Source organism: Massilia litorea (assembly GCF_015101885.1).
GTDB classification, from domain to species: domain Bacteria; phylum Pseudomonadota; class Gammaproteobacteria; order Burkholderiales; family Burkholderiaceae_D; genus Telluria; species Telluria litorea.
Map to the genome: position 1 here is coordinate 3,398,232 of NZ_CP062941.1, position 18,957 is coordinate 3,417,188.

The window sequence follows — 18,957 nt, forward strand, 5'->3', positions numbered from 1 at the left end:
CATGGTAAGCATCAACGATATGAACCGCGACGAACTGTTCGTCTGGATCGCCGACCTGCTGGCCGAGATGTTCGAACTCGACCGCGACGCGCTCACGCCGGAGTCGAACCTGTACACGGACCTCGACATCGACAGCATCGACGCCGTCGACCTGGCCGTGAAGCTCAAGCAGACCACCGGCAAGCGCCTGCAGCCGGAAGTGTTCAAGACCATCCGCACGATCGACGACGTCGTGAACGCACTGGCCGGCCTGGCGGAAGAGCAGGCGGCCTGATTTCGTGCTGTGGAATGCATTGACCATCGCGCTGACGCTGGTATATCCCCTTGCCATCTGGCTCGGCCACGGCAGCATCGAGCCGCGCTGGCTGGCCGGCCTGCTGCTGCTGACGGCCGCCACCCGGCTGCCGCAGCTGAAGCTGAGCGCGCCGGCACGCTGGACGGCGGGCGGGGCGCTGCTGCTCGTCGCCGTGGCGGTCGGCTCGAACGCGGTGCTGCCGCTGAAGCTGTATCCGGTGCTGGTGAATGCCGCCTTCCTGGCCGCCTTCGGCGCCAGCCTGGTGTCGGGCCCCTCGATGATCGAGCGCCTGGCGCGCCTGCGCGAGCCCGAACTGCCGCCTGAAGCGGTGCGCTACACGCGGCGCGTGACCCAGGCCTGGTGCGTCTTCTTCGTCGCGAACGGCGCCGTGTGTCTCGGCACCGCCTTGTTTTCTCCCGACGCCGTCTGGTCGCTCTACACGGGCGTCGTTTCCTACGTGCTGATGGGTTTGATGTTCGGCGGCGAATACCTGCTGCGCATGCGTTTTAAACGGCTGCATCATGTCTGATTTTTTTGAGCGTCTCGGCGCCCGTGCGCCTGCCGCGCCGGCCGGCTGGCGCGACGGCTCCCTGGTCTCGCACGGCGAGCTGCTGGCCCGTGCGCGCGCCTGGGCCGCACTCGGCCGCCGCACCGCTGCGCGCGACGTCGCCCTCTACCTGGACGACAGCCTGGAATTCGCGGCGGCCCTGCTTGGTGCCTGGCTGGCCGGGAAGACCGTCTGGCTGGTGGCCGACACGCTGCCCGCCAGCTGCGCCGCGCTTGCGGCCGAAGTGGGGGCCTTCTGGGGCGAGTTCCCGCAGGACTACGCGCCCTGTATCCCGCAAACCGGCGATGACTCGGTTCCCGGCTGGACTACGCCCGCTCCCGATTTTCCCGCGCTGGTCGTCCATACCTCCGGCAGCACCGGTGCGCCGACCGCGATCCGCAAGCGCTTCTCGCAGCTGAGTTCCGAGATCGCCGCGCTGGAGACCGAGTTCGGCGCGCTCGTCGGCGACGCGACGGTGCTGTCGACCGTGTCGCACCACCATATCTATGGGCTGCTGTTCCGCGTCCTGTGGCCGCTGCTGGCCGGCCGTCCGGTCGAAGCGGCACGCCACGAATTCCCGGAAACCCTGGCCCCGCGCCTGGGCGCCGGTCCCTGCCTGCTGCTGGCCAGCCCGGCACACCTGAAGCGCCTGCCCGAGCATCTCGACTGGCGCGGCGCGGCGCAGCTGCGCGCGGTGTTCTCTTCGGGCGGCATGCTCGAAGCGAAGGCGTCGTTCCATGCGCGCGCTCTGCTCGGCCAGGCTCCGATCGAAGTCTACGGCAGCTCCGAGACCGGCGGCGTCGCCTGGCGCCAGCGCACGCCCGGCAGCGTCGAGGACTGGACGCCGTTCCCTGGCGTCGAATGGCGCAGTGATGCCGAGGGCCTGCTTGAACTGAGCTCGGGCCCGGCGGGCGGCTGGCAGCGCCTGGCCGACCGCGTCGAAGGCACGCAAGGCGGGCGTTTCGTGTTGCGCGGGCGCGCCGACCGCATCGTCAAGATCGAGGAAAAGCGCGTCTCGCTCGACGCCGTCGAGGCCGCCCTGTGCGCGACCGGATTGGTACGCGAGGCACGCGTGCTGGCCTGTCTCGAAGACGCGCGCCAGTCGCTGGCCGCGTTCGTGGTGCCGTCCGACAGCGGGCAGGCCGTGCTGGAAGAGGGAGGCAGGAACGCCCTCAGTACGCGCCTGCGCGCCGCGCTGGCGGCGTCGACCCACGCGGTGGCGCTGCCGCGCCGCTGGCGCTATCTCGAACGCCTGCCCGTCAATGCCCAGGGCAAGACCACCCAGGCCGATCTGCTGGCGCTGCTCGACACCGAAATGCCCGCGCGGCCGCGCTTCCCGCAGGCCGTCCTGATCGAGGACGCACCGGCCCGCAAGCTGCTCGAACTGGTGGTGCCGGCGGACCTGCTGTATTTCGACGGCCACTTCACGGTGGCCCCGGTTCTGCCAGGCGTGGTGCAGGTCGACTGGGCAATCCATTACGGCCGCCTGCATCTCGGCCTGGCCGGCAGCTTTGGCGGCATCAACGCGCTGAAGTTCCAGCAGATGATCCGGCCCGGCGTGCCGGTGCAACTGGAACTGGTTTGGGACCCCGTCAAGGGCAGCCTGAATTTCCGTTATTTTTCCGAAGCCGGCGCACACGCGAGCGGCCGCATTTTGTTAGGGACCTGATCGACCATGCTGGACAAAAAATTTTCGCCGGAGCGCCAGAGCGCCTTCGAAGCCCGTTTCGAAGCGCAAAAGATCGCATTCGGCCCGGTCGTGTTCCAGTGCGTGCGCTATGCGTGGAAGCGCGGCATGCTGCAGGCGATCGCCGACGTCGGCGACACCGGCCTGTCGGTCGAGCAGATGGCGGCAAGCGGCCGCTGGACGCCCTATGTGCTGAAGGTGGTACTGGAAACCTGCCTGTCAGCGGGCGTGGTCTACCTGAGCGAAGGACGCTACGTGCTCGACAAGGCAGGCTTCGTCGTGCTGACCGACCCGATCACCCAGGTCAACATCGACTTCAACCATGACGTCTGCTACCAGGCGCTGTTCTCGCTCGAACAGTCGCTCGACGCCGAGAAGCCCCTCGGCCTGAAGGTGTTCGGCGACTGGCCGACCGTGTATGAAGGCCTGTCGCAGCTGCCGGAGCCGGCGCGCGGCAGCTGGTTCGCCTTCGACCACTATTATTCCGATACCTCCTTCCCGGACATCCTGCCGGACGTGTTCGCAACCGCGCCGAAGCGCGTGATGGACATCGGCGCGAATACCGGCAAGTTCACGCTGGCGGCGCTGGGCGCCAACGCCTCCGTCAAGCTGCACCTGGTCGACCTGCCGGGCCAACTGGCCGTGGCCGACAAGGCCCTGCAGCAGGCCGGCCTGCGCGAGCGCGCCAGCCTGCACCCGACCAACCTGCTGGACGACGGCGCCGCGCTGCCGGACGGGATGGACCTGATCTGGATGAGCCAGTTCCTGAGCTGCTTCTCGGAAGACGCGATCGCCAGCATCTTCCGCCGCGTGGCCGCCGCGCTGTCCCCGAATGGCCAGGTGCTGATCATGGACACCTTCTGGGACCGCCAGCGCTACGACATCGCGTCCTACTGCCTGATCAACACCTCGCCTTACTTCAACAACCTCGCCAGCGGCAACAGCAAGGTCTATCAGAGCGATGACTACGTGCGCCTGGCGAAAGCGGCCGGCCTCGACCTCGTCACCGCGCGCGACGGCATCGGCTATTGCCACTCGCTGCTGCGTTTCGCCAAGGGTGATTGAGATGTTCCACCCCTGCGTCGTCATCCCCGTCTATAACCACGAGCACGCGATCGGCAAGGTGCTCGACCAGGTGCTGGCCCATGGCTTGCCCGTGATCCTGGTCGACGACGCCAGTTCGCCGTCCTGCGCCGCCACGCTCGATGCGCTGGCGGCCGCCCATCCTGGCCGCGTCGTGCTCGAGCGGCACGCTGTGAACCAGGGCAAGGGCGGGGCGGTGCTGACCGGTTTCCGACGCGCGGCGAAGGATGGCTACAGCCACGTGCTGCAGGTGGATGCCGACGGCCAGCACTGCGTGGCCGACATGGAGCGCTTCCTGGACGCCGCCCGCGCCCGGCCGCGCGCGGTGGTGGCGGGCTGCCCGGTATATGACGAATCGGTGCCGGCCCTGCGCCTGTACGCGCGCTACCTGACCCATGTCTGGGTCTGGATCAACACGCTCTCTCTGGCGATCCGCGATTCGATGTGCGGCTTTCGCGTCTATCCGGTGGCGCCGGTGCTGGCGCTGGCGCAGCGGCGCCGCCTCGGCCTGCGCATGAACTTCGACATCGAGATCCTGGTGCGCCTGTACTGGGACGGCGTCGAGGTGGTCAACCTGCCGACCAAAGTCGGGTATCCGGAAGACGGCGTCTCGCATTTCAAGGCCTGGACCGACAATGTCCTCATCACCCGCATGCACGTGAACCTGTTCTTCGGCATGCTGCCGCGCATTCCCTCGCTTCTGGGGCGCAAATGGCGCACCTGATGTCGGACACGCGCCACTGGGCCGCGATCAACGAAGCGTCCTTCGTGGCCGGCATGCGCCTGCTGTTCTGGGTCTGCCGCGTGTTCGGCCGCTGGCCCTTCCGCATCGTGCTGTATCCGGTGCTGCTGTGGTACGTGGCGACCCAGGCGCGTGCGCGCCGGGTGTCGGGCGACTACCTGCGCCGGGTCGGCGCGCCGGGCGGCGTGTTCGGCGTGCTGCGCCATTTCGGCGCCTTCGCCGAGGCCATCCTCGACAAGATGCTGCTCTGGGGCGGCCTGTTCGACCTCGACCAGGTGAAGCTGCACGGCGCCGAGCCGCTGCTGCAGATGATCCGCGAGCGGCGCGGCGCGCTGCTGGTGTGCTCGCACCTGGGCAACCTCGACCTGTGCCGCGCGCTGTCGCTGCGCACGCCGGGCTTGAGAATCACGGTGCTGGTGCATACCCGCCATGCCCAGGCCTTCAATGGCATGCTCGCGAAACTCGATCCGCGCAGCCAGCTGAACCTGATGCAGGTGACCGAGATGACGCCGGCCACCGCGATGCAGCTGTCCGAACGCGTCGAACGCGGCGAGTTCGTCGTCATCGCGGGCGACCGGGTGCCGGTATCGAGCAACCCGCGCGTCGCGCTGGCGCCTTTCCTCGGTCAGGCCGCGGCCTTCCCGGTCGGCCCCTATGTGATGGCCTCGGTGCTGGGCTGCCCGCTGTACGCGCTGTTCACCACGCGCCAGGGCTTTGAGGCGCCCTACGAACTCCATTTCGAGCGTCTGCGCGAGCAGGTAGCGCTGCCGCGCCGCGGGCGCGAGGCAGCGCTCACGGAACTGGCGGGCGAGTATGCCGCCCGCCTCGAACACCATGTCCGGCGCGCACCGCTGGAATGGTTCAACTTTTACGACTTTTGGCACTTACCCGATTCGGAACGCGCAGATGCAGCTCACTGACCTGAACACACCCCAGCGCACCGTGCGCTTCGACCGCGAACGCCTGGCGCTGGAGGATATCGTCGACATCGCACGCGGCAGCGCGCGTCCGGAACTCTCGGACGACCCGGCCTTCCGCGCCGCGATCGCCAAGGGCGCCGATTTCCTCGACCGCCTGCTGCGCGAAGACGGCGCCATCTACGGCGTGACCACCGGCTACGGCGACTCCTGCACGGTCGCCGTGCCGCTGTCGCTGGTCTCGGAACTGCCGCACCACCTGTACACCTACCACGGCTGCGGCCTCGGCGCCCACCTGAGCCCGGCGCAGACGCGCGCGGTGATGGGCGCGCGCCTGGCTTCGCTCTCGAAAGGCTTTTCGGGCGTGAGCGTGGGGCTGCTCGAGCAGATCGTGCGCCTGTTCGACGCCGGCCTGCTGCCCCTGATCCCGAGCGAGGGTTCGGTCGGCGCCAGCGGCGACCTGACGCCGCTGTCCTATCTGGCGGCGGTGCTGTGCGGCGAGCGCGAAGTGCTGCGCGACAGCGTGCAGGTGCCGGCCGGCCAGGCGCTGGCCGATGCGGGGATTGCCCCGCTCCGTCTGCGCCCGAAAGAGGGCCTCGCCATCATGAACGGCACCGCCGTCATGACCGGCCTGGCCTGCCTGGCCTGGGACCGCGCCGACTACCTGGCGCGCCTGACCACGCGCATCACGGCGCTCGCCTCGTTCGCGCTCGACGGCAACGACCACCACTTCGACGAGACCCTGTTCTCGGTCAAGCCGCATGCCGGTATGCAGAATGTGGCCGCCTGGCTGCGCCAGGACCTGGAATACGCAGGCCAGCTGGAACGCAACGGCAAGCGCCTCCAGGACCGCTACTCGATCCGCTGCGCCCCGCACGTGATCGGTGTGCTGGCCGATGCGCTGCCGTTCTTCCGGGATGCCATCGAAAACGAATTGAACAGCGCGAACGACAACCCGATCATCGACGCCGAGGGCGAGCGCGTGCTGCATGGGGGCCACTTCTACGGCGGCCATATCGCGTTTGCGATGGACAGCATGAAGAATGCGGTGGCCAACCTGGCCGACCTGCTCGACCGCCAGATGGCGCTGCTGGTCGACGCCCGCTACAACCAGGGCCTGCCGGCCAACCTGTCGGGCGGCACGGGCGAGCGCGCCGCGATCAACCATGGCCTGAAGGCCCTGCAGATCAGCGCGTCGGCCTGGACCGCGGAAGCCCTGAAGCTGACGATGCCGGCCTCGGTGTTCTCGCGCTCCACCGAGTGCCACAACCAGGACAAGGTCAGCATGGGCACGATCGCCGCGCGCGACTGCCTGCGCGTGCTGGAACTGGTCGAACAGGTCGCCGCCGCGCTCCTGATCACGGTGCGCCAGGGCGTCTGGCTCAGGACGAAGCTCGACAGCTCGCGCGCGCTGCCGGTGCCGCTGTCGCGCATGATGGACCTGCTGGGCCAGGACATCGCGCCCGTGGTCGAAGACCGCCGCCTCGATCCGGAACTGCACCTGCTGCTGGGCCGCATCCGCGACCAGGCCTGGAGCCTGTATGCGTAAAGTCAAAAGCCCGGCACGCTGGTTCGCCGAAGTCGAGATGGCGGTGCAGTTCTTCGAACTCGACCCGATGCAGATCGTCTGGCACGGCAACTACGTGAAATACCTCGAGGTCGCGCGCTGTGCGCTGCTCGACAAGATCGGCTACAACTACGGCCAGATGCAGGAATCGGGCTATATGTGGCCGATCATCGAGATGAACCTGCGCTATGCCGGCCCGGCCACCTTCGGCCAGCGCCTGCTGCTGCGCGCCGAGATCGTCGAGTGGGAAAACCGCCTGCGCATCGACTACCTGATCAGCGACGCCGCCAGCGGCAAGCGCCTCAACCGCGCCACCACGACCCAGGTCGCGGTCGACATCAAGAGCGGCGAGATGTGCTTCGTCTCGCCCGCCATCCTGTTCGAAAAACTCGGAGTACCCGCACCATGAAACGCACGCATCTGAAGCCGATCCTTGTCAGGCTGCTGCTGGCCGCCTCCTGCGCCGCGGCCGCAAACAGCCAGGCCGCCGCGCCGGTCGCGAAGATCCAGGCCATGCTCGCCAAACCCGAACAGCTGTGCGGCCGCTTCGAGCAGTCCAAGCAGCTGGCCGGCATGAAAAAGCCCTTGCTCTCGAGCGGCCGCTTCTGCGTCGTCGCCGGCAAGGGCGTGCTGTGGCGCACCCTGAAACCCTTCCCGAACACGCTGCGCCTGAAGCGCGACGAGATCGTCCATATGCAAGGCGAGCGTGTCGCCATGCGCCTCGACGCCAGCCAGGAGCCGACGGTACGCATGATCAACGGCGTCCTGTTCTCGCTGCTGGCCGGCGACCTGGGCCAGCTCGAGACCCTGTTCGACGTCGACGGCTCCGTTTCCGAGAATGGCTGGAAGGTCGCGCTGAAGGCGAAGAGCGCCGCGCTGGCGCGCGCCATCGGCGCCATCTCGCTCGACGGCGCAGCCTATGTGCGCAGCATCCAGATGAACGAGGAGAGCGGCGACAGGACCAGCATCGTCTTCTCGGACATCAAGACGGGGCCGGCGGCCCTGCTGCCTGAAGAGGCGGCCCTGCTGTGATCGGATCGCAAAGCGCCCAACAACGCCTGGCGCTGCTCTGGGCGCTCGTCGTCTGCCTGCTGGTCGGGCATAACGCCTGGCTCTGGCTGGGCCAGCGCATCGTGCCCGACACCGACATCCTGGCCCTGCTGCCGCTGGACGAGCGCGACCCGGTCCTGCAGCAGTCGTTCACGCACATGGTCGACAGCGCGCAGCAGCGCGTGGTGGTGCTGGTCGGCGCCAGGGAGTGGAGCGATGCCCAACGGGCGGCCGACGCCTACCGCGCCGCACTGGCGCCGCACGCTGCGCTGCTCGCCTTCGACGCCATCGGCGACGAGGCGCAAGCCGGCTGGCTGGCCGGCCTGCAGCGCCACGCCAGCCTGCTGGTGGGCGCGGAAGGGGAACGCCAGCTGCGCGAGCAGCCGGCGCGCTACTGGCTTGACGCGGCCCTGGCGCGCCTGTACAGCGCCTTCTCGGGCCCGAAGCTGGGCGCCTTCCGCGACGACCCGTTCGGCCTGTTCGCCGGCTGGATGCAGGAGCGTGCCGGCGAAACGCCGGTGCGTCCGCGCGACGGCCGCCTGTTCGTCGAAGGGGAAGGGCGCCAGTATGTACTGCTGACCTACACCTTGAAACAGTCGGCGTTTTCGCTGGGCGCCCAGGGCGCGGTCGTGCCCTTGCTGGACGCGGCCAGGGGCGCCGCCGCCGGCGCCGTGCCGTCCGCCGAAGTGATCCAGGCCGGCGTGGTGCTGCATGCCGCCGCCGCCGGCCGCCAGGCCAGCCGCGAGATCCACACGATCGGCGCAGGCTCCCTGATCGGCATCGTGCTGCTGACCTGGCTGACCTTCCGTTCCGTGAAACCGATCTCGCTGATCGTGCTGGCCATTGCCGTCGGCTTCCTGGGCGCGCTGTCCGTCTGCTGGCTGCTGTTCGGCCGCATCCATTTGCTGACCCTGGTATTCGGCGCCAGCCTGATCGGCGTGGCCCAGGATTACGGCATCTATTTCCTCTGTCACCGCCTCGGCGCCGATCCGCAGCTCGACTCGCCGGCTTTGCTGCGCCGCCTGCTGCCCGGCCTCGGCCTGACCTTGCTGGCCGCCGTGATCGGCTATCTCGGCCTCGCCCTGACGCCTTTCCCGGGACTGCGCCACATGGCCGTGTTCTCGGCGCTGGGCCTGGTCTTCGCCTGGCTGACCGTGGTGTGCTGGTTCCCGGCCCTGATTGGTCCGCGCACCCTGAAGGCCGGGCCGCTGGCGCGCGGCTACCGCGCCCTGGTGGCGCGCTGGCCGCGCGTCTCAAACCAACCGGCGGCGCTGCTGCTGGTCGCGGTCCTTGGCGTGTTCACGGCCCTCGGCTGGTCGCGCCTGAAAGTCAACGACGATATCCGCTCGCTGCAATCCTCGCCGCCCGAACTGATCCGCGACCAGATCAAGCTGGGCAAGCTGCTCGACGCCCCAAGCCCGGTCCAGTACTACCTGGTGCGCGGCAGCTCGAACGAAGCAGTGCTGCAGCGCGAGGAAGCGCTCAAGGCCCGCCTCGAACCCCTGATCGCCGGGGGCGACATCGGCGGCTACCAGGCGCTCTCGAACTGGGTGCCGTCCCAGCGCACCCAGGCCGAGCGCCTGGCGCTGGTCGACAATAAACTGCTGGCCGGCGACGGTCCGCTGGCGGGACTGGCGCGCGAGATCGGCGAGGATGCCGCATGGGTCGCGGCCACCCGCGCCCACCTGCGCACCAATGCGGTGCCGCTGCGCCTCGACGATTTCCTGCGCACCTCGGCCAGCGAACCCTGGCGCCACCTCTGGCTGGGGAAAGTCGAGGGCGAATACGCCAGCATCGTCGCCCTGCGCGGGATGCCCTACGCGGCCATCCCGAGCCTGGCACGGGCCGCCGACGGCCTCGCCGGGGTGCAGTGGGTCGACAAGGTCGGCGGCATCTCCTCGGTCCTCGGCCGCTACCGTGCCTGGATGGGCTGGGCGGTGCTGGGCGCCTATGCGGTCGTGTTCCTGGTGCTGCTGCCGCGCTACCGCGGCCGCACCTGGCGCGTGCTGGCGCCGACCGCCGCGGCCAGCCTGCTGACCCTGGCGCTGCTCGGCTTTGCCGGCCAGAGCCTGCAGCTGTTCCACGTACTGGCGCTGATGCTGCTGCTCGGCGTCGGCGTCGACTATGGCATCTTCATGCAGGAAGAGCACGAGCGCGGGATTGATGCGCCCTGGCTCGCGGTCGGCCTTTCGGCGGCCAGCACCATCCTTTCGTTCGGCCTGCTCGGCCTGTCCGGCACCCCGGCCTTGCAGGCGTTCGGCCTGACGATGCTGGTCGGTACCGCGCTGGTCTGGCTGGGCGCCCCGTGCTTCACCGTCACCAAGGAGGAACCCCATGCTTCGCCCGTCCTGGCTTGACCGCAGTACCAAAGGCGCGCTGCTGGCAGCAGCCGTGCTGCTCGCCGGCTGCACGAAAAAAGAAGAGGTACCGGCGCGCCTCGGCCTGCGCCTGGCCCCGGCTGCGCTGGGCGAATCGATCAGCGTGCAGCAGCACCTGACGGTGCAGCGCCCCGGCGGTACCAACGACCTCGACGCCGCACTCGAAGTCGACCCGAACAAGGTCAGCCTGGTCGGGCTGGCGCTCGGCATGCGCGTGCTGAGCCTCGAGTTCGACGGCAAGGAACTGCTTGAGTGGCGCCACCCGATGCTGCCGAAACAGGTGCGCGCCGCCGACGTGCTGGAAGACGTGCAGCTGACCGTGTGGCCCGCGGCCGAAATTGCGCGCGTGCTGCCGGCCGGCTGGACGATCGAGGAGCAGGGCCTGCGCCGCACGCTGCGCCGCGAAGGCGTGGTCGTGGCCACGATCGACTACAGCGGCACCCCGCGCTGGAAGGGCAAGGCGGTGCTGGACAACCTGCGCTACAAATACAAGCTGACCATCGAGTCGGCTGCCGAATAAGATGATGATCTACCTGAACGATTGCGCGCTCGTCTGCGCGCTCGGCGCCGACCGCGAGACGGCGCGGCGCCGTTTGCTGGAGGACGCCGCGAGCGGCCTCACGCTGTCGGACGCCTGCTCCCCGGGCCGCACGCTGCCCCTCGGCCGCGTCGAGGCCGTGCTGCCCGACATGGCGCACCTGCCGCTGCCGATGCGGAGCCGGAACAACGCGCTGGCGCTGGCCGCGCTGGCCCAGATCCGGCCGGCGGTCGACGCCGCGATTGCCCGCTACGGCGCGGACCGGGTCGGCGTCATCGTCGGCACCAGCACCTCGGGCGTGGGCGCGACCGAAAGCGCGATCGCCGCGCACGTGGCGGGCCAGCCACTGCCGGAAGACTTCCACTACGGCCAGCAGGAGATGGATTCGCCCGCCGCGCTGCTGGCGCACGCGCTGAATGTGTCCGGCCCGGCCTATGTCCATTCGAGCGCCTGTTCCTCGAGCGCCAAGGCCATGGCCAGCGCCGCGCGCCTGATCCGCATGGGCCTGGTCGACGCGGTCGTCAGCGGCGGCGTCGACACCCTGTGCGGCTTCACGGTCGCCGGCTTCAGTGCCCTCGAATCGGTCAGCGCCGTGCAGTGCAACCCGCTCGGCGCCAGCCGCAACGGGATCAACCTGGGCGAGGGCGCGGCCCTGTTCCTGATGAGCCGCGAGCCGGCCGCGGTCGCCCTGTGCGGCTGGGGCGAGTCCTCGGACGGCCACCATATGTCGGCGCCCGATCCGAACGGCGGCGGCGCGCGCATCGCGATGAACGAGGCCCTGCGCCGCGCCGGCATCGACGCCGGCCAGGTCGACTACATCAACCTGCACGGCACGGCGACCGTGCAGAACGACGCGATGGAATCGCGCGCCGTGGCCGACCTGTTCGGCAGCGAGGTGGCGGTCAGCTCGACCAAGCCTTTTACCGGCCACACGCTGGGCGCTGCCGGGGCAGTGGAGGCGGCCTTCTGCTGGATCGCGATGCAGGACGATAACGCGGCCGGCATGCTGCCGCCGCACCTGTGGGATGGCACGCCCGACCCGGCGCTGCCTTCATTGAACGTGGCGCAGCCGGGCGCCAGGCTTGGCCGTCCGATCCGCTACGCGCTGAGTAATTCCTTCGCTTTCGGCGGCTCGAATGCGGCGCTGCTGTTCGGGAGAACACAATGAACCTGCCCGATATCAAAACGCTGGTGCCGCACAGCGGCGCCATGTCGCTGCTGGACACCCTGCTGGCGGCCGACGCCGAGACCCTCGACGCCCAGGTGCGCATTCGGCCGGACTCGATGTTCTGCAGCGGCGGCGCAGTCGGCGCCTGGGTCGGCGTCGAATACATGGCGCAGGCGGTGGCCGCCCACGCCGGCTTTACGGCGCGCCAGCGCGGCGAGCCGGTGCGCGTCGGCTTCCTGCTTGGCAGCCGGCGCTATGCCTGCAGCGTGCCGGCCTTTGCGGTCGGCAGCGTATTACATATCCACGTGCAGCGCGCGCTGCAGGGCGACAACGGCCTGGGCGCGTTCGACTGCCGTATCACAGATGGGCAGGACGGGACCGAGCTGGCCAGCGCCACGATCACCGTCTTCCAGCCCGACAATGTCGAAGAGTTTTTGCAACGGAGTTCCGAATGAGTAGTATCGATAAAAGTGTGTTGCGCAGTGTCCTCGTCACCGGCTCCTCGCGCGGCATCGGCAAGGCGATCGCGCTGCGCCTGGCGCGCGAGGGCTATGGCGTGGTGGTGCATTGCCGCAGCCGGCGCGAAGAAGCCGACGCGGTCGCGGGCGAGATCGTCGCCGCTGGGGGCAGCGCGCGCGTGCTGCAGTTCGACATCGGCGAGCGCGAGGCCACGGCCGCCGCGCTGGCGGCCGATATTGAAGAACACGGCTGCTATTACGGCGTCGTCTGCAATGCCGGCGTCGCGCGCGACACGGCCTTCCCGGCAATGACGGGCGAGGAATGGGACCAGGTGCTGGGCACCAACCTCGATGGCTTCTTCAACGTGTTGAATCCCCTCGTGATGCCGATGGTCCAGCGCCGCAAGCCCGGCCGCATCGTGACCATGGCCTCGGTCTCGGGCCTGGTCGGCAACCGCGGCCAGGTCAACTACAGCGCGGCCAAGGCCGGCATCATCGGCGCCTCCAAGGCGCTGGCGCTGGAACTGGCCAAGCGCAACATCACCGTCAACTGCGTGGCGCCCGGCCTGATCGAGACCGACATGATCGGCGAGGTGCCGATGGAAGAGGCCTTGAAGATGATCCCCGCGCGCCGCGTCGGCCGTCCCGAGGAAGTGGCGGCGGCGGTCAGCTACCTGCTGTCCGACGACGCCGGCTACGTCACCCGCCAGGTCATTTCCGTGAATGGAGGTCTGGCATGAACCACCGCGTCGTCGTCACCGGCATGGCCGGCATCAGCCCGATCGGCAACGACTGGGCCACGGTCCGCGACCGCCTCGGCTCCTACCGCAACGCCATCGTCCACATGAAAGAATGGGACGATTACGATGGCCTGAACACGCGCCTGGGCGCGCCGGCCGCGCCCTTCGAACTGTCCGGGCGCTACAGCCGCAAGACCACGCGCAGCATGGGCCGCGTCGCGCTGCTGGCCACGCGCGCCACGGAACTGGCGCTCATCGACGCCGGCCTGCTGGACGATCCGCTGCTCACCAGCGGCCGCATGGGCGTATCCTTCGGCTCCTCGGCCGGCACCCCGAGCGCCATCGGCGACTTCGGCCGCATGATGGAAGAGCGCACAACGCGCGGCATCAATGCCACCACCTACATCAAGATGATGGCGCACACGGCGCCCGTGAATATCGGCGTGTTCTTCGGCCTGACCGGGCGCGTGATCACGACCTCGTCGGCCTGCACTTCGGGCAGCCAGGGCATCGGCTACGCCTACGAGGCAATCAGGAGCGGCCGCCAGACGGCCATGATTGCCGGCGGCGCCGAAGAGCTGTGCGCCACCGAGGCCGCCGTCTTCGACACCCTGTTCGCCACCAGCACGCGCAACGACACGCCGCAGGCCACGCCGCGTCCTTTCGACGTCTCGCGCGACGGCCTCGTGATCGGCGAGGGTGCCGGCGCCCTGATCCTGGAAGAACGCGAACACGCGCTGGCGCGCGGCGCCACGATCTACGCGGAACTGGTCGGCTTCGGCACCAACAGCGACGGCACCCACGTGACCCAGCCGAACGCCGCCACCATGCGCACCGCGATGGAGATGGCGCTCGAGGACGCGGGCCTGGCCCCAGGCGCGATCGGCTACGTCAACGCCCACGGCACCGCCACCCAGCAGGGAGACCTGGCCGAGACGCAAGCGACCGCCGCGCTGTTCGGCCCGCACATGCCGATCAGCTCCCTCAAGAGCTACATGGGCCACACCCTGGGCGCCTGCGGCGCGCTGGAAGCCTGGTTCAGCATCGAGATGATGCGCGAGGGCTGGTTCGCCCCGACCGTCAACCTCAATGAAGTCGATCCCCAGTGCGGGCAGCTCGACTACATTCGCGGGGAGGGGCGCCGCCTCGACTGCGAATACGTCATGACCAACAATTTTGCGTTCGGCGGCATTAACACGTCGTTGATTTTCAAACGGTAGTTCCCCAAAACTCAAGGAAAAAAATAATGAAAAACTCGCGTCGCGCATTGCTGGCCGCATCCATGCTGGTCGCACTCCCGCTCATCCAGGGCTGCGCCACCAGGATCAAGGCTTCGTCGACCAACAACCCCGCACCGGCCGCCGCCTTCTCGCAGTATGGCCGCATCGAGGTCAAGCCGGTCGCCTTCAAGGCCGGCTACAAGGGCAACGCCGCCGCACTGGGCAAGATCGCCGCCAACTTCGAGAAGGACCTGGCACCTTCGCTGGAGCAGTGGAACAGCCGCCCGGCGAATGGCCGCACCCTGACCGTCGAGCCGATCGTCGAAGAAATGTCGTTCAAGAGCACGACCAAGCGCGTCTTCCTCGGCCCCCTGGCCGGCAGCTCGGGCGTCCTGATGCGCGTGACCTTCCGCGACCAGTCGGGCAAGGTCATTGCGACGCCGGAATTCTTCCAGCGCTCGAACGCCATGAGCGGCGGCTTCACCCTGGGCGTGAACGACAACCTGATGCTGACCCGCGTCGCCAAGCTGGCCAGTAACTACGTGATCGCCAACTACGAGCAGGCCGTCGGCGGCCCGTCGGGCGCGGACGAACAGGCCGTCGCCGCAAACTGATCCGGTTCACTTTCGAGGAAAACAACATGAAAAAACTGATGCTGAGTATCGCCGTGGCCGCCGCCGCCATCGGCAGCACCGTCCCTGCGCAAGCGCGCGACAACAAGCTGATGATGCCGCTGGCCGCAGCCATGGCGGCCAACGACGCGCAGAGCCGCCTCGGCGACACGGTCAAATTCTATTTCGGCAGCCAGAAGACGCCGGCCATTGCCCAGCGCCTGGGCAGCGACAAGACCAGCCAGAAGACCAATTCCTTCGGCAAGTCGCCAGAAACGGCCTGCAACTGGGCCTTCCTGTCGGGCATGCTGAAGCTGCAGCAGCGCGCGAAAGAACTGGGTGCCGACGCGGTCATCAACATCGTGAGCAATTACAAGAACGAGGAAATGTCGAGCGAGACCGAGTTCGAATGCCACGACGGCGCGATGATGTCGGGCGTTGCGCTCAAGGGCGAGTTCGTCAAGCTCAAGTAATGAGCGAGGGCCGGGCGGGCTGCCGCGACCAAACACTGTTGTGGCTGTTGGACGCCGGCGCGATCTCCTGCGCGGCGCTGGACGCTTACACCGCCTGGCTGGGTGAAGGGGAGCGCCAGCGCTGCGCCCGTTTCGTGCGGGCCGGGCGGCGCCGGCAGTTCATTGCAGGCCGCGCCTTGCTGCGCCTGGCTCTGGGCCGTCTTCTTGACCTGGCACCGCGCGACATCGTGCTGCGTGAGCGGCCGGGCCTGGCCCCCGCGCTCGATACGCCGGCGCCGGAGGGCGTCGGTTTCAGCATCTCGCACAGCGGCCCTTGGGTCGCCTGTGCCGCCAGCACCGTTTCCCAGCTTGGCCTCGATATCGAACGCATCGATGCCGGGCGCGACCTGCTGGCCCTGGCCGAACAGGCGCTTGGACCTGAGGACGTCGCGGAATTGCGTGCGCTGGCTGGGCAGGCCAGGGTGGATGCGTTCCACCGGATGTGGTGCCTGCATGAGGCGCGTTTCAAGCTGGGCAGCGCAAGTGCTGCCGATTATGTGTTCGCGCAGCCGGGACTGGCGCTGGCCTTGAGCGCCAGTCGTCCCCTGACGCCCGCGCCGCCGCCGCTCGTCGTGACACTCGGCGAATTGGCCGCAGGCTAGGTACGCCGGGCTGGCCTTACCTGGCCACGCCGACCAGCTTGTGCACCAGCTCCGACGAGGTCGACGCCGAAAACTTGCGCATCAGTTTCGCCCGGTGCATCTCGACAGTGCGCGGACTCAGGTCGGTCTCGCGGGCGATCACCTTGCTGGTCTTGCCTTCCACTAAAAGCGCGGCGATCTCGCGTTCGCGCGGGGTCAGCTCGGCCGTGACCGGCCGCTTCTCGCTCACGTCCTCGAAGGTCCACACGCCCGCGCCGAGCGGCTCGTTCGCGTTCAGGGCGCGCCCCGTCACGTGGCACCAGAACAGTTCGCCGTCGCCGCGGCGCATGATGCGCTCGTCCGAGTAGCGGCCCTTCGCATTCATGATGGGCACGATGCGGTCGCCCGTGCGCAGGAATTCGTCCATCGTCGGGTACAGCACGGCAAAGGACTGGCCGTCGAGCTGGCCGCGGTCGTAGCCGAACATCGCGGCCAGCGCGAGGTTGCATGACTGGATCACGCGGTTGCTCGAGATGCACATGCCGACCGGCGCATGCTGGAAAATCATCTCGTAATCGATGGCGTATGATGGATTCACTTGAACTGCTTCTACTTGTTGTTGCTGGGGCAGGGCCATGGCCGGTAGTTCTACGGTATTGTGCTTTGAATCGGCGTATTTTATGCTGGGATTCTACTCTGCGGTACATAAACGGCTATTCAGCCACTCTACAAAAGGGACGGGTATGAACAAAGTGTATCCTGACGCGGCATCGGCGCTGGCCGGTATCGTTCAAGACGGCCAGACCATCGCCGTCGGCGGCTTCGGCCTGTGCGGCATTCCCGAGGCGCTGATCGAAGCGCTGCGCGATTCGGGCGTGAAGCAATTGACCGCCATCTCCAACAACGCAGGCGTCGACGGCTTCGGCCTCGGCCAGCTGCTGGAGACGCGCCAGATCAAGAAGATGATCGCCTCGTATGTCGGCGAAAACAAGGAATTCGCACGCCAGTTCCTGGCCGGCGAACTCGAACTCGAATTCACCCCACAGGGCACCCTGGCCGAGAAGCTGCGTTGCGGCGGCGCCGGCATCCCGGCCTTCTTCACGAAAACCGGCTACGGTACCATCGTTGCCGACGGCAAGGAAACGCGCGAGTTCAACGGCGAACATTATGTGATGGAGCTGGCCCTGGTGCCGGACGTGTCGCTGGTGAAAGCCTGGAAGGCCGACAAGGCCGGCAACCTGGTGTTCCGCAAGACCGCGCGCAACTTCAACCCGAACGTCGCCACCGCCGGTAAAGTCTGCATCGTCGAAGTCGAAGAGCTGGTCGAGATCGGCGAGATCGATCCGGACCAGGTGCACACCGCAAGCATCTTCGTGCACCGCATCGTCCACAATCCGACGCCGGAAAAGCGCATCGAACAGCGCACCGTGCGCGCAAACTAAAAACCGATCGGAGACAGAACATGGCATGGACTCGTGATGAAATGGCCGCGCGCGCGGCACAGGAACTGCAGGACGGTTTCTATGTGAACCTGGGCATCGGCCTGCCGACCCTGGTCGCCAACTATGTACCGCAGGACATCGAAGTCTTCCTGCAGTCGGAAAACGGCCTGCTCGGCATCGGCCCGTTCCCGACCGACGACGCGGTTGACGCAGACCTGATCAACGCAGGCAAGCAGACCGTCACCGCGCTGCCCGGCGCCGCCTACTTCAGCTCGGCCGATTCCTTCGGCATGATCCGCGGCGGCAAGATCAACCTCGCCATCCTGGGCGCGATGCAGGTCTCCGAGCACGGCGACCTGGCCAACTGGATGATCCCTGGCAAGATGGTGAAGGGCATGGGCGGCGCGATGGACCTCGTCGCCGGCGTCAAGCGCGTGGTCGTGGTGATGGAACACGTCGCCACCGCCAAGGATGGCTCGACCAGCCACAAGATCCTCAAGAAATGCGACCTGCCGCTGACCGGCGTCGGCGTGGTCGACCGCATCATCACGGACCTCGGCGTGATCGACGTCACCGGTAAGGGCCTGAAGCTGGTCGAGCTGGCGCCGGGCGTGACGAAGGAGCAGATTGTGGAAGCAACGGCGGCCGAGCTGGACGTGTCGGCGGTCTGAGCCTGCGATAGATGCAGTCGAAGAGAGCGGCCTGTGCCGCTCTTTTTTATTCCAGCACGTACCAGTAAATCGTGATGTAGTGCGCGGCGCTCCCCGCCAGCACGAACAGATGCCAGATCCCGTGCGCATGGCGCAGGCGCGCATCGAGCGCATAGAACACGATGCCGGCCGTGTAGGCGATCCCTCCGCCCAGCAGCCAGGCAAAGCCGTCCGCACCGAGACCTTCCTGCAGTGGCCGCAACATGGTTGCCGCCGACCAGCCCATCGCGAGATACACCAGCATCGACAGCACCCGCGCGCCCTTGTGCGGCCGGGTTTCCTGCAGGATGCCGACGATCGCCAGGCCCCACACGACGCCGAGCAGGATCCAGGCCTCGCTGCCCGTCAGCATCAGCATGCAGAAGGGCGTGTAGCTGCCGGCGATGAGCAGGTAGATGCTGAGGTGGTCCAGGCGCTGCAGCAATTGCTTCAGCGATCCGCTGGCGCCGTGGTAGGCGGTCGAGCAGGCGTACATCAGGACCAGCGAGATCGCGTACACGGCCGTGCTGGCCAGCCCCAGGTGGCCGTTGGCATTGAAGGCGCGCGCCAGCAGCGGGATGCTGGCGCCGAAGGCGAGCACGGCGCCGCCGAGGTGGGTGATGGTGTTGAACTTTTCGCCGTGTTGCATGGCACCCCCCGCTGGACAGTGGGCGGCACCGGAAGTGCCGCCTCCCCATTCTAGCGCGGGCGTGTCTGCGCGCACTGTGCCAT

The 18,957-nt window shown here is 67.8% G+C and carries 22 protein-coding genes; 20 read left to right on the forward strand and 2 right to left on the reverse strand.

Annotation, left to right across the window (positions count from 1 at the left end; all coding sequences use genetic code 11):
• Nucleotide 1 precedes the first annotated feature (1 nt).
• From LPB04_RS15285 to LPB04_RS15370, 18 genes are read left to right on the forward strand one after another with little or no spacing between them, the layout of a single operon-like run.
• Nucleotides 2–274, forward strand: a complete 273-nt coding sequence (locus LPB04_RS15285; RefSeq protein ID WP_227496431.1) for an acyl carrier protein — start codon at nucleotides 2–4, stop codon at nucleotides 272–274.
• A 4-nt stretch (nucleotides 275–278) separates the two neighbouring features.
• Nucleotides 279–824 (forward strand): COG4648 family protein, encoded by a 546-nt coding sequence (locus LPB04_RS15290; RefSeq protein WP_227496432.1) that lies wholly within the window; start codon nucleotides 279–281, stop codon nucleotides 822–824.
• The gene (locus tag LPB04_RS15295; RefSeq protein ID WP_193685383.1) at nucleotides 817–2,511 is read left to right on the forward strand and encodes an AMP-binding protein; all 1,695 of its coding nucleotides are present in this window, start codon (nucleotides 817–819) and stop codon (nucleotides 2,509–2,511) included. Before LPB04_RS15290 ends, LPB04_RS15295 begins: the two co-directional genes overlap by 8 nt.
• Nucleotides 2,512–2,517: 6 nt before the next feature.
• Complete coding sequence (locus LPB04_RS15300; RefSeq protein ID WP_193685384.1) at nucleotides 2,518–3,594, forward strand: class I SAM-dependent methyltransferase; 1,077 nt, start codon at nucleotides 2,518–2,520, stop codon at nucleotides 3,592–3,594.
• A gap of 1 nt (nucleotide 3,595) precedes the next feature.
• On the forward strand, nucleotides 3,596–4,336 hold the full coding sequence (locus tag LPB04_RS15305) for a glycosyltransferase family 2 protein (RefSeq protein WP_193685385.1): 741 nt from the start codon (nucleotides 3,596–3,598) through the stop codon (nucleotides 4,334–4,336).
• Nucleotides 4,324–5,274 (forward strand): LpxL/LpxP family acyltransferase, encoded by a 951-nt coding sequence (locus LPB04_RS15310; RefSeq protein ID WP_193685386.1) that lies wholly within the window; start codon nucleotides 4,324–4,326, stop codon nucleotides 5,272–5,274. The genes LPB04_RS15305 and LPB04_RS15310 overlap by 13 nt, the downstream gene beginning before the upstream one ends.
• A complete protein-coding gene (locus LPB04_RS15315) occupies nucleotides 5,261–6,820 on the forward strand; it encodes an HAL/PAL/TAL family ammonia-lyase (protein ID WP_193685387.1) in 1,560 nt (519 codons plus the stop codon). Before LPB04_RS15310 ends, LPB04_RS15315 begins: the two co-directional genes overlap by 14 nt.
• Entirely contained in the window at nucleotides 6,813–7,247 is a 435-nt protein-coding gene (locus tag LPB04_RS15320; RefSeq protein WP_193685388.1) for an acyl-CoA thioesterase, read from the forward strand. Before LPB04_RS15315 ends, LPB04_RS15320 begins: the two co-directional genes overlap by 8 nt.
• Entirely contained in the window at nucleotides 7,244–7,870 is a 627-nt protein-coding gene (locus LPB04_RS15325; protein ID WP_193685389.1) for an outer membrane lipoprotein carrier protein LolA, read from the forward strand. The genes LPB04_RS15320 and LPB04_RS15325 overlap by 4 nt, the downstream gene beginning before the upstream one ends.
• A complete protein-coding gene (locus LPB04_RS15330; protein ID WP_193685390.1) occupies nucleotides 7,867–10,245 on the forward strand; it encodes an MMPL family transporter in 2,379 nt (792 codons plus the stop codon). Before LPB04_RS15325 ends, LPB04_RS15330 begins: the two co-directional genes overlap by 4 nt.
• Nucleotides 10,223–10,786 (forward strand): DUF3261 domain-containing protein, encoded by a 564-nt coding sequence (locus LPB04_RS15335; RefSeq protein ID WP_193685391.1) that lies wholly within the window; start codon nucleotides 10,223–10,225, stop codon nucleotides 10,784–10,786. The genes LPB04_RS15330 and LPB04_RS15335 overlap by 23 nt, the downstream gene beginning before the upstream one ends.
• Nucleotide 10,787: 1 nt before the next feature.
• Nucleotides 10,788–11,972, forward strand: coding sequence for a beta-ketoacyl-ACP synthase (locus LPB04_RS15340; protein WP_193685392.1), 1,185 nt, complete (start codon nucleotides 10,788–10,790; stop codon nucleotides 11,970–11,972).
• Entirely contained in the window at nucleotides 11,969–12,427 is a 459-nt protein-coding gene (locus tag LPB04_RS15345) for an ApeP family dehydratase (protein ID WP_193685393.1), read from the forward strand. The genes LPB04_RS15340 and LPB04_RS15345 overlap by 4 nt, the downstream gene beginning before the upstream one ends.
• Nucleotides 12,424–13,170 carry a 3-oxoacyl-ACP reductase FabG gene (gene fabG / locus LPB04_RS15350; protein WP_193685394.1) on the forward strand — a complete coding sequence of 249 codons (747 nt, stop codon included), beginning with the start codon at nucleotides 12,424–12,426 and terminating at the stop codon, nucleotides 13,168–13,170. The genes LPB04_RS15345 and fabG overlap by 4 nt, the downstream gene beginning before the upstream one ends.
• Nucleotides 13,167–14,390 carry a beta-ketoacyl-ACP synthase gene (locus tag LPB04_RS15355; protein WP_193685395.1) on the forward strand — a complete coding sequence of 408 codons (1,224 nt, stop codon included), beginning with the start codon at nucleotides 13,167–13,169 and terminating at the stop codon, nucleotides 14,388–14,390. Before fabG ends, LPB04_RS15355 begins: the two co-directional genes overlap by 4 nt.
• A 26-nt stretch (nucleotides 14,391–14,416) precedes the next feature.
• Nucleotides 14,417–15,004 carry a hypothetical protein gene (locus tag LPB04_RS15360; RefSeq protein WP_193685396.1) on the forward strand — a complete coding sequence of 196 codons (588 nt, stop codon included), beginning with the start codon at nucleotides 14,417–14,419 and terminating at the stop codon, nucleotides 15,002–15,004.
• Nucleotides 15,005–15,030: 26 nt separating this feature from the next.
• Complete coding sequence (locus LPB04_RS15365; protein WP_193685397.1) at nucleotides 15,031–15,474, forward strand: excinuclease ATPase subunit; 444 nt, start codon at nucleotides 15,031–15,033, stop codon at nucleotides 15,472–15,474.
• Entirely contained in the window at nucleotides 15,474–16,115 is a 642-nt protein-coding gene (locus LPB04_RS15370) for a 4'-phosphopantetheinyl transferase family protein (protein ID WP_193685398.1), read from the forward strand. Before LPB04_RS15365 ends, LPB04_RS15370 begins: the two co-directional genes overlap by 1 nt.
• A gap of 16 nt (nucleotides 16,116–16,131) precedes the next feature.
• Here the strand turns inward: LPB04_RS15370 and LPB04_RS15375 are convergent, their stop codons facing one another.
• Nucleotides 16,132–16,692: a PAS and helix-turn-helix domain-containing protein gene (locus LPB04_RS15375; RefSeq protein WP_193685399.1), complete on the reverse strand. Its 561-nt coding sequence runs from the start codon at nucleotides 16,690–16,692 to the stop codon at nucleotides 16,132–16,134.
• A 145-nt stretch (nucleotides 16,693–16,837) separates the two neighbouring features.
• Between LPB04_RS15375 and LPB04_RS15380 the strand changes: the two genes are divergently transcribed.
• Both LPB04_RS15380 and LPB04_RS15385 read left to right on the forward strand, forming a co-directional pair.
• Nucleotides 16,838–17,536, forward strand: a complete 699-nt coding sequence (locus LPB04_RS15380; protein ID WP_193685400.1) for a CoA transferase subunit A — start codon at nucleotides 16,838–16,840, stop codon at nucleotides 17,534–17,536.
• A gap of 20 nt (nucleotides 17,537–17,556) precedes the next feature.
• On the forward strand, nucleotides 17,557–18,207 hold the full coding sequence (locus tag LPB04_RS15385; protein ID WP_193685401.1) for a 3-oxoacid CoA-transferase subunit B: 651 nt from the start codon (nucleotides 17,557–17,559) through the stop codon (nucleotides 18,205–18,207).
• Nucleotides 18,208–18,253: 46 nt separating this feature from the next.
• On the opposite strand, the gene trhA is transcribed toward LPB04_RS15385, so the two are convergent.
• On the reverse strand, nucleotides 18,254–18,874 hold the full coding sequence (gene trhA / locus LPB04_RS15390; RefSeq protein ID WP_193685402.1) for a PAQR family membrane homeostasis protein TrhA: 621 nt from the start codon (nucleotides 18,872–18,874) through the stop codon (nucleotides 18,254–18,256).
• Nucleotides 18,875–18,957 lie beyond the last annotated feature (83 nt).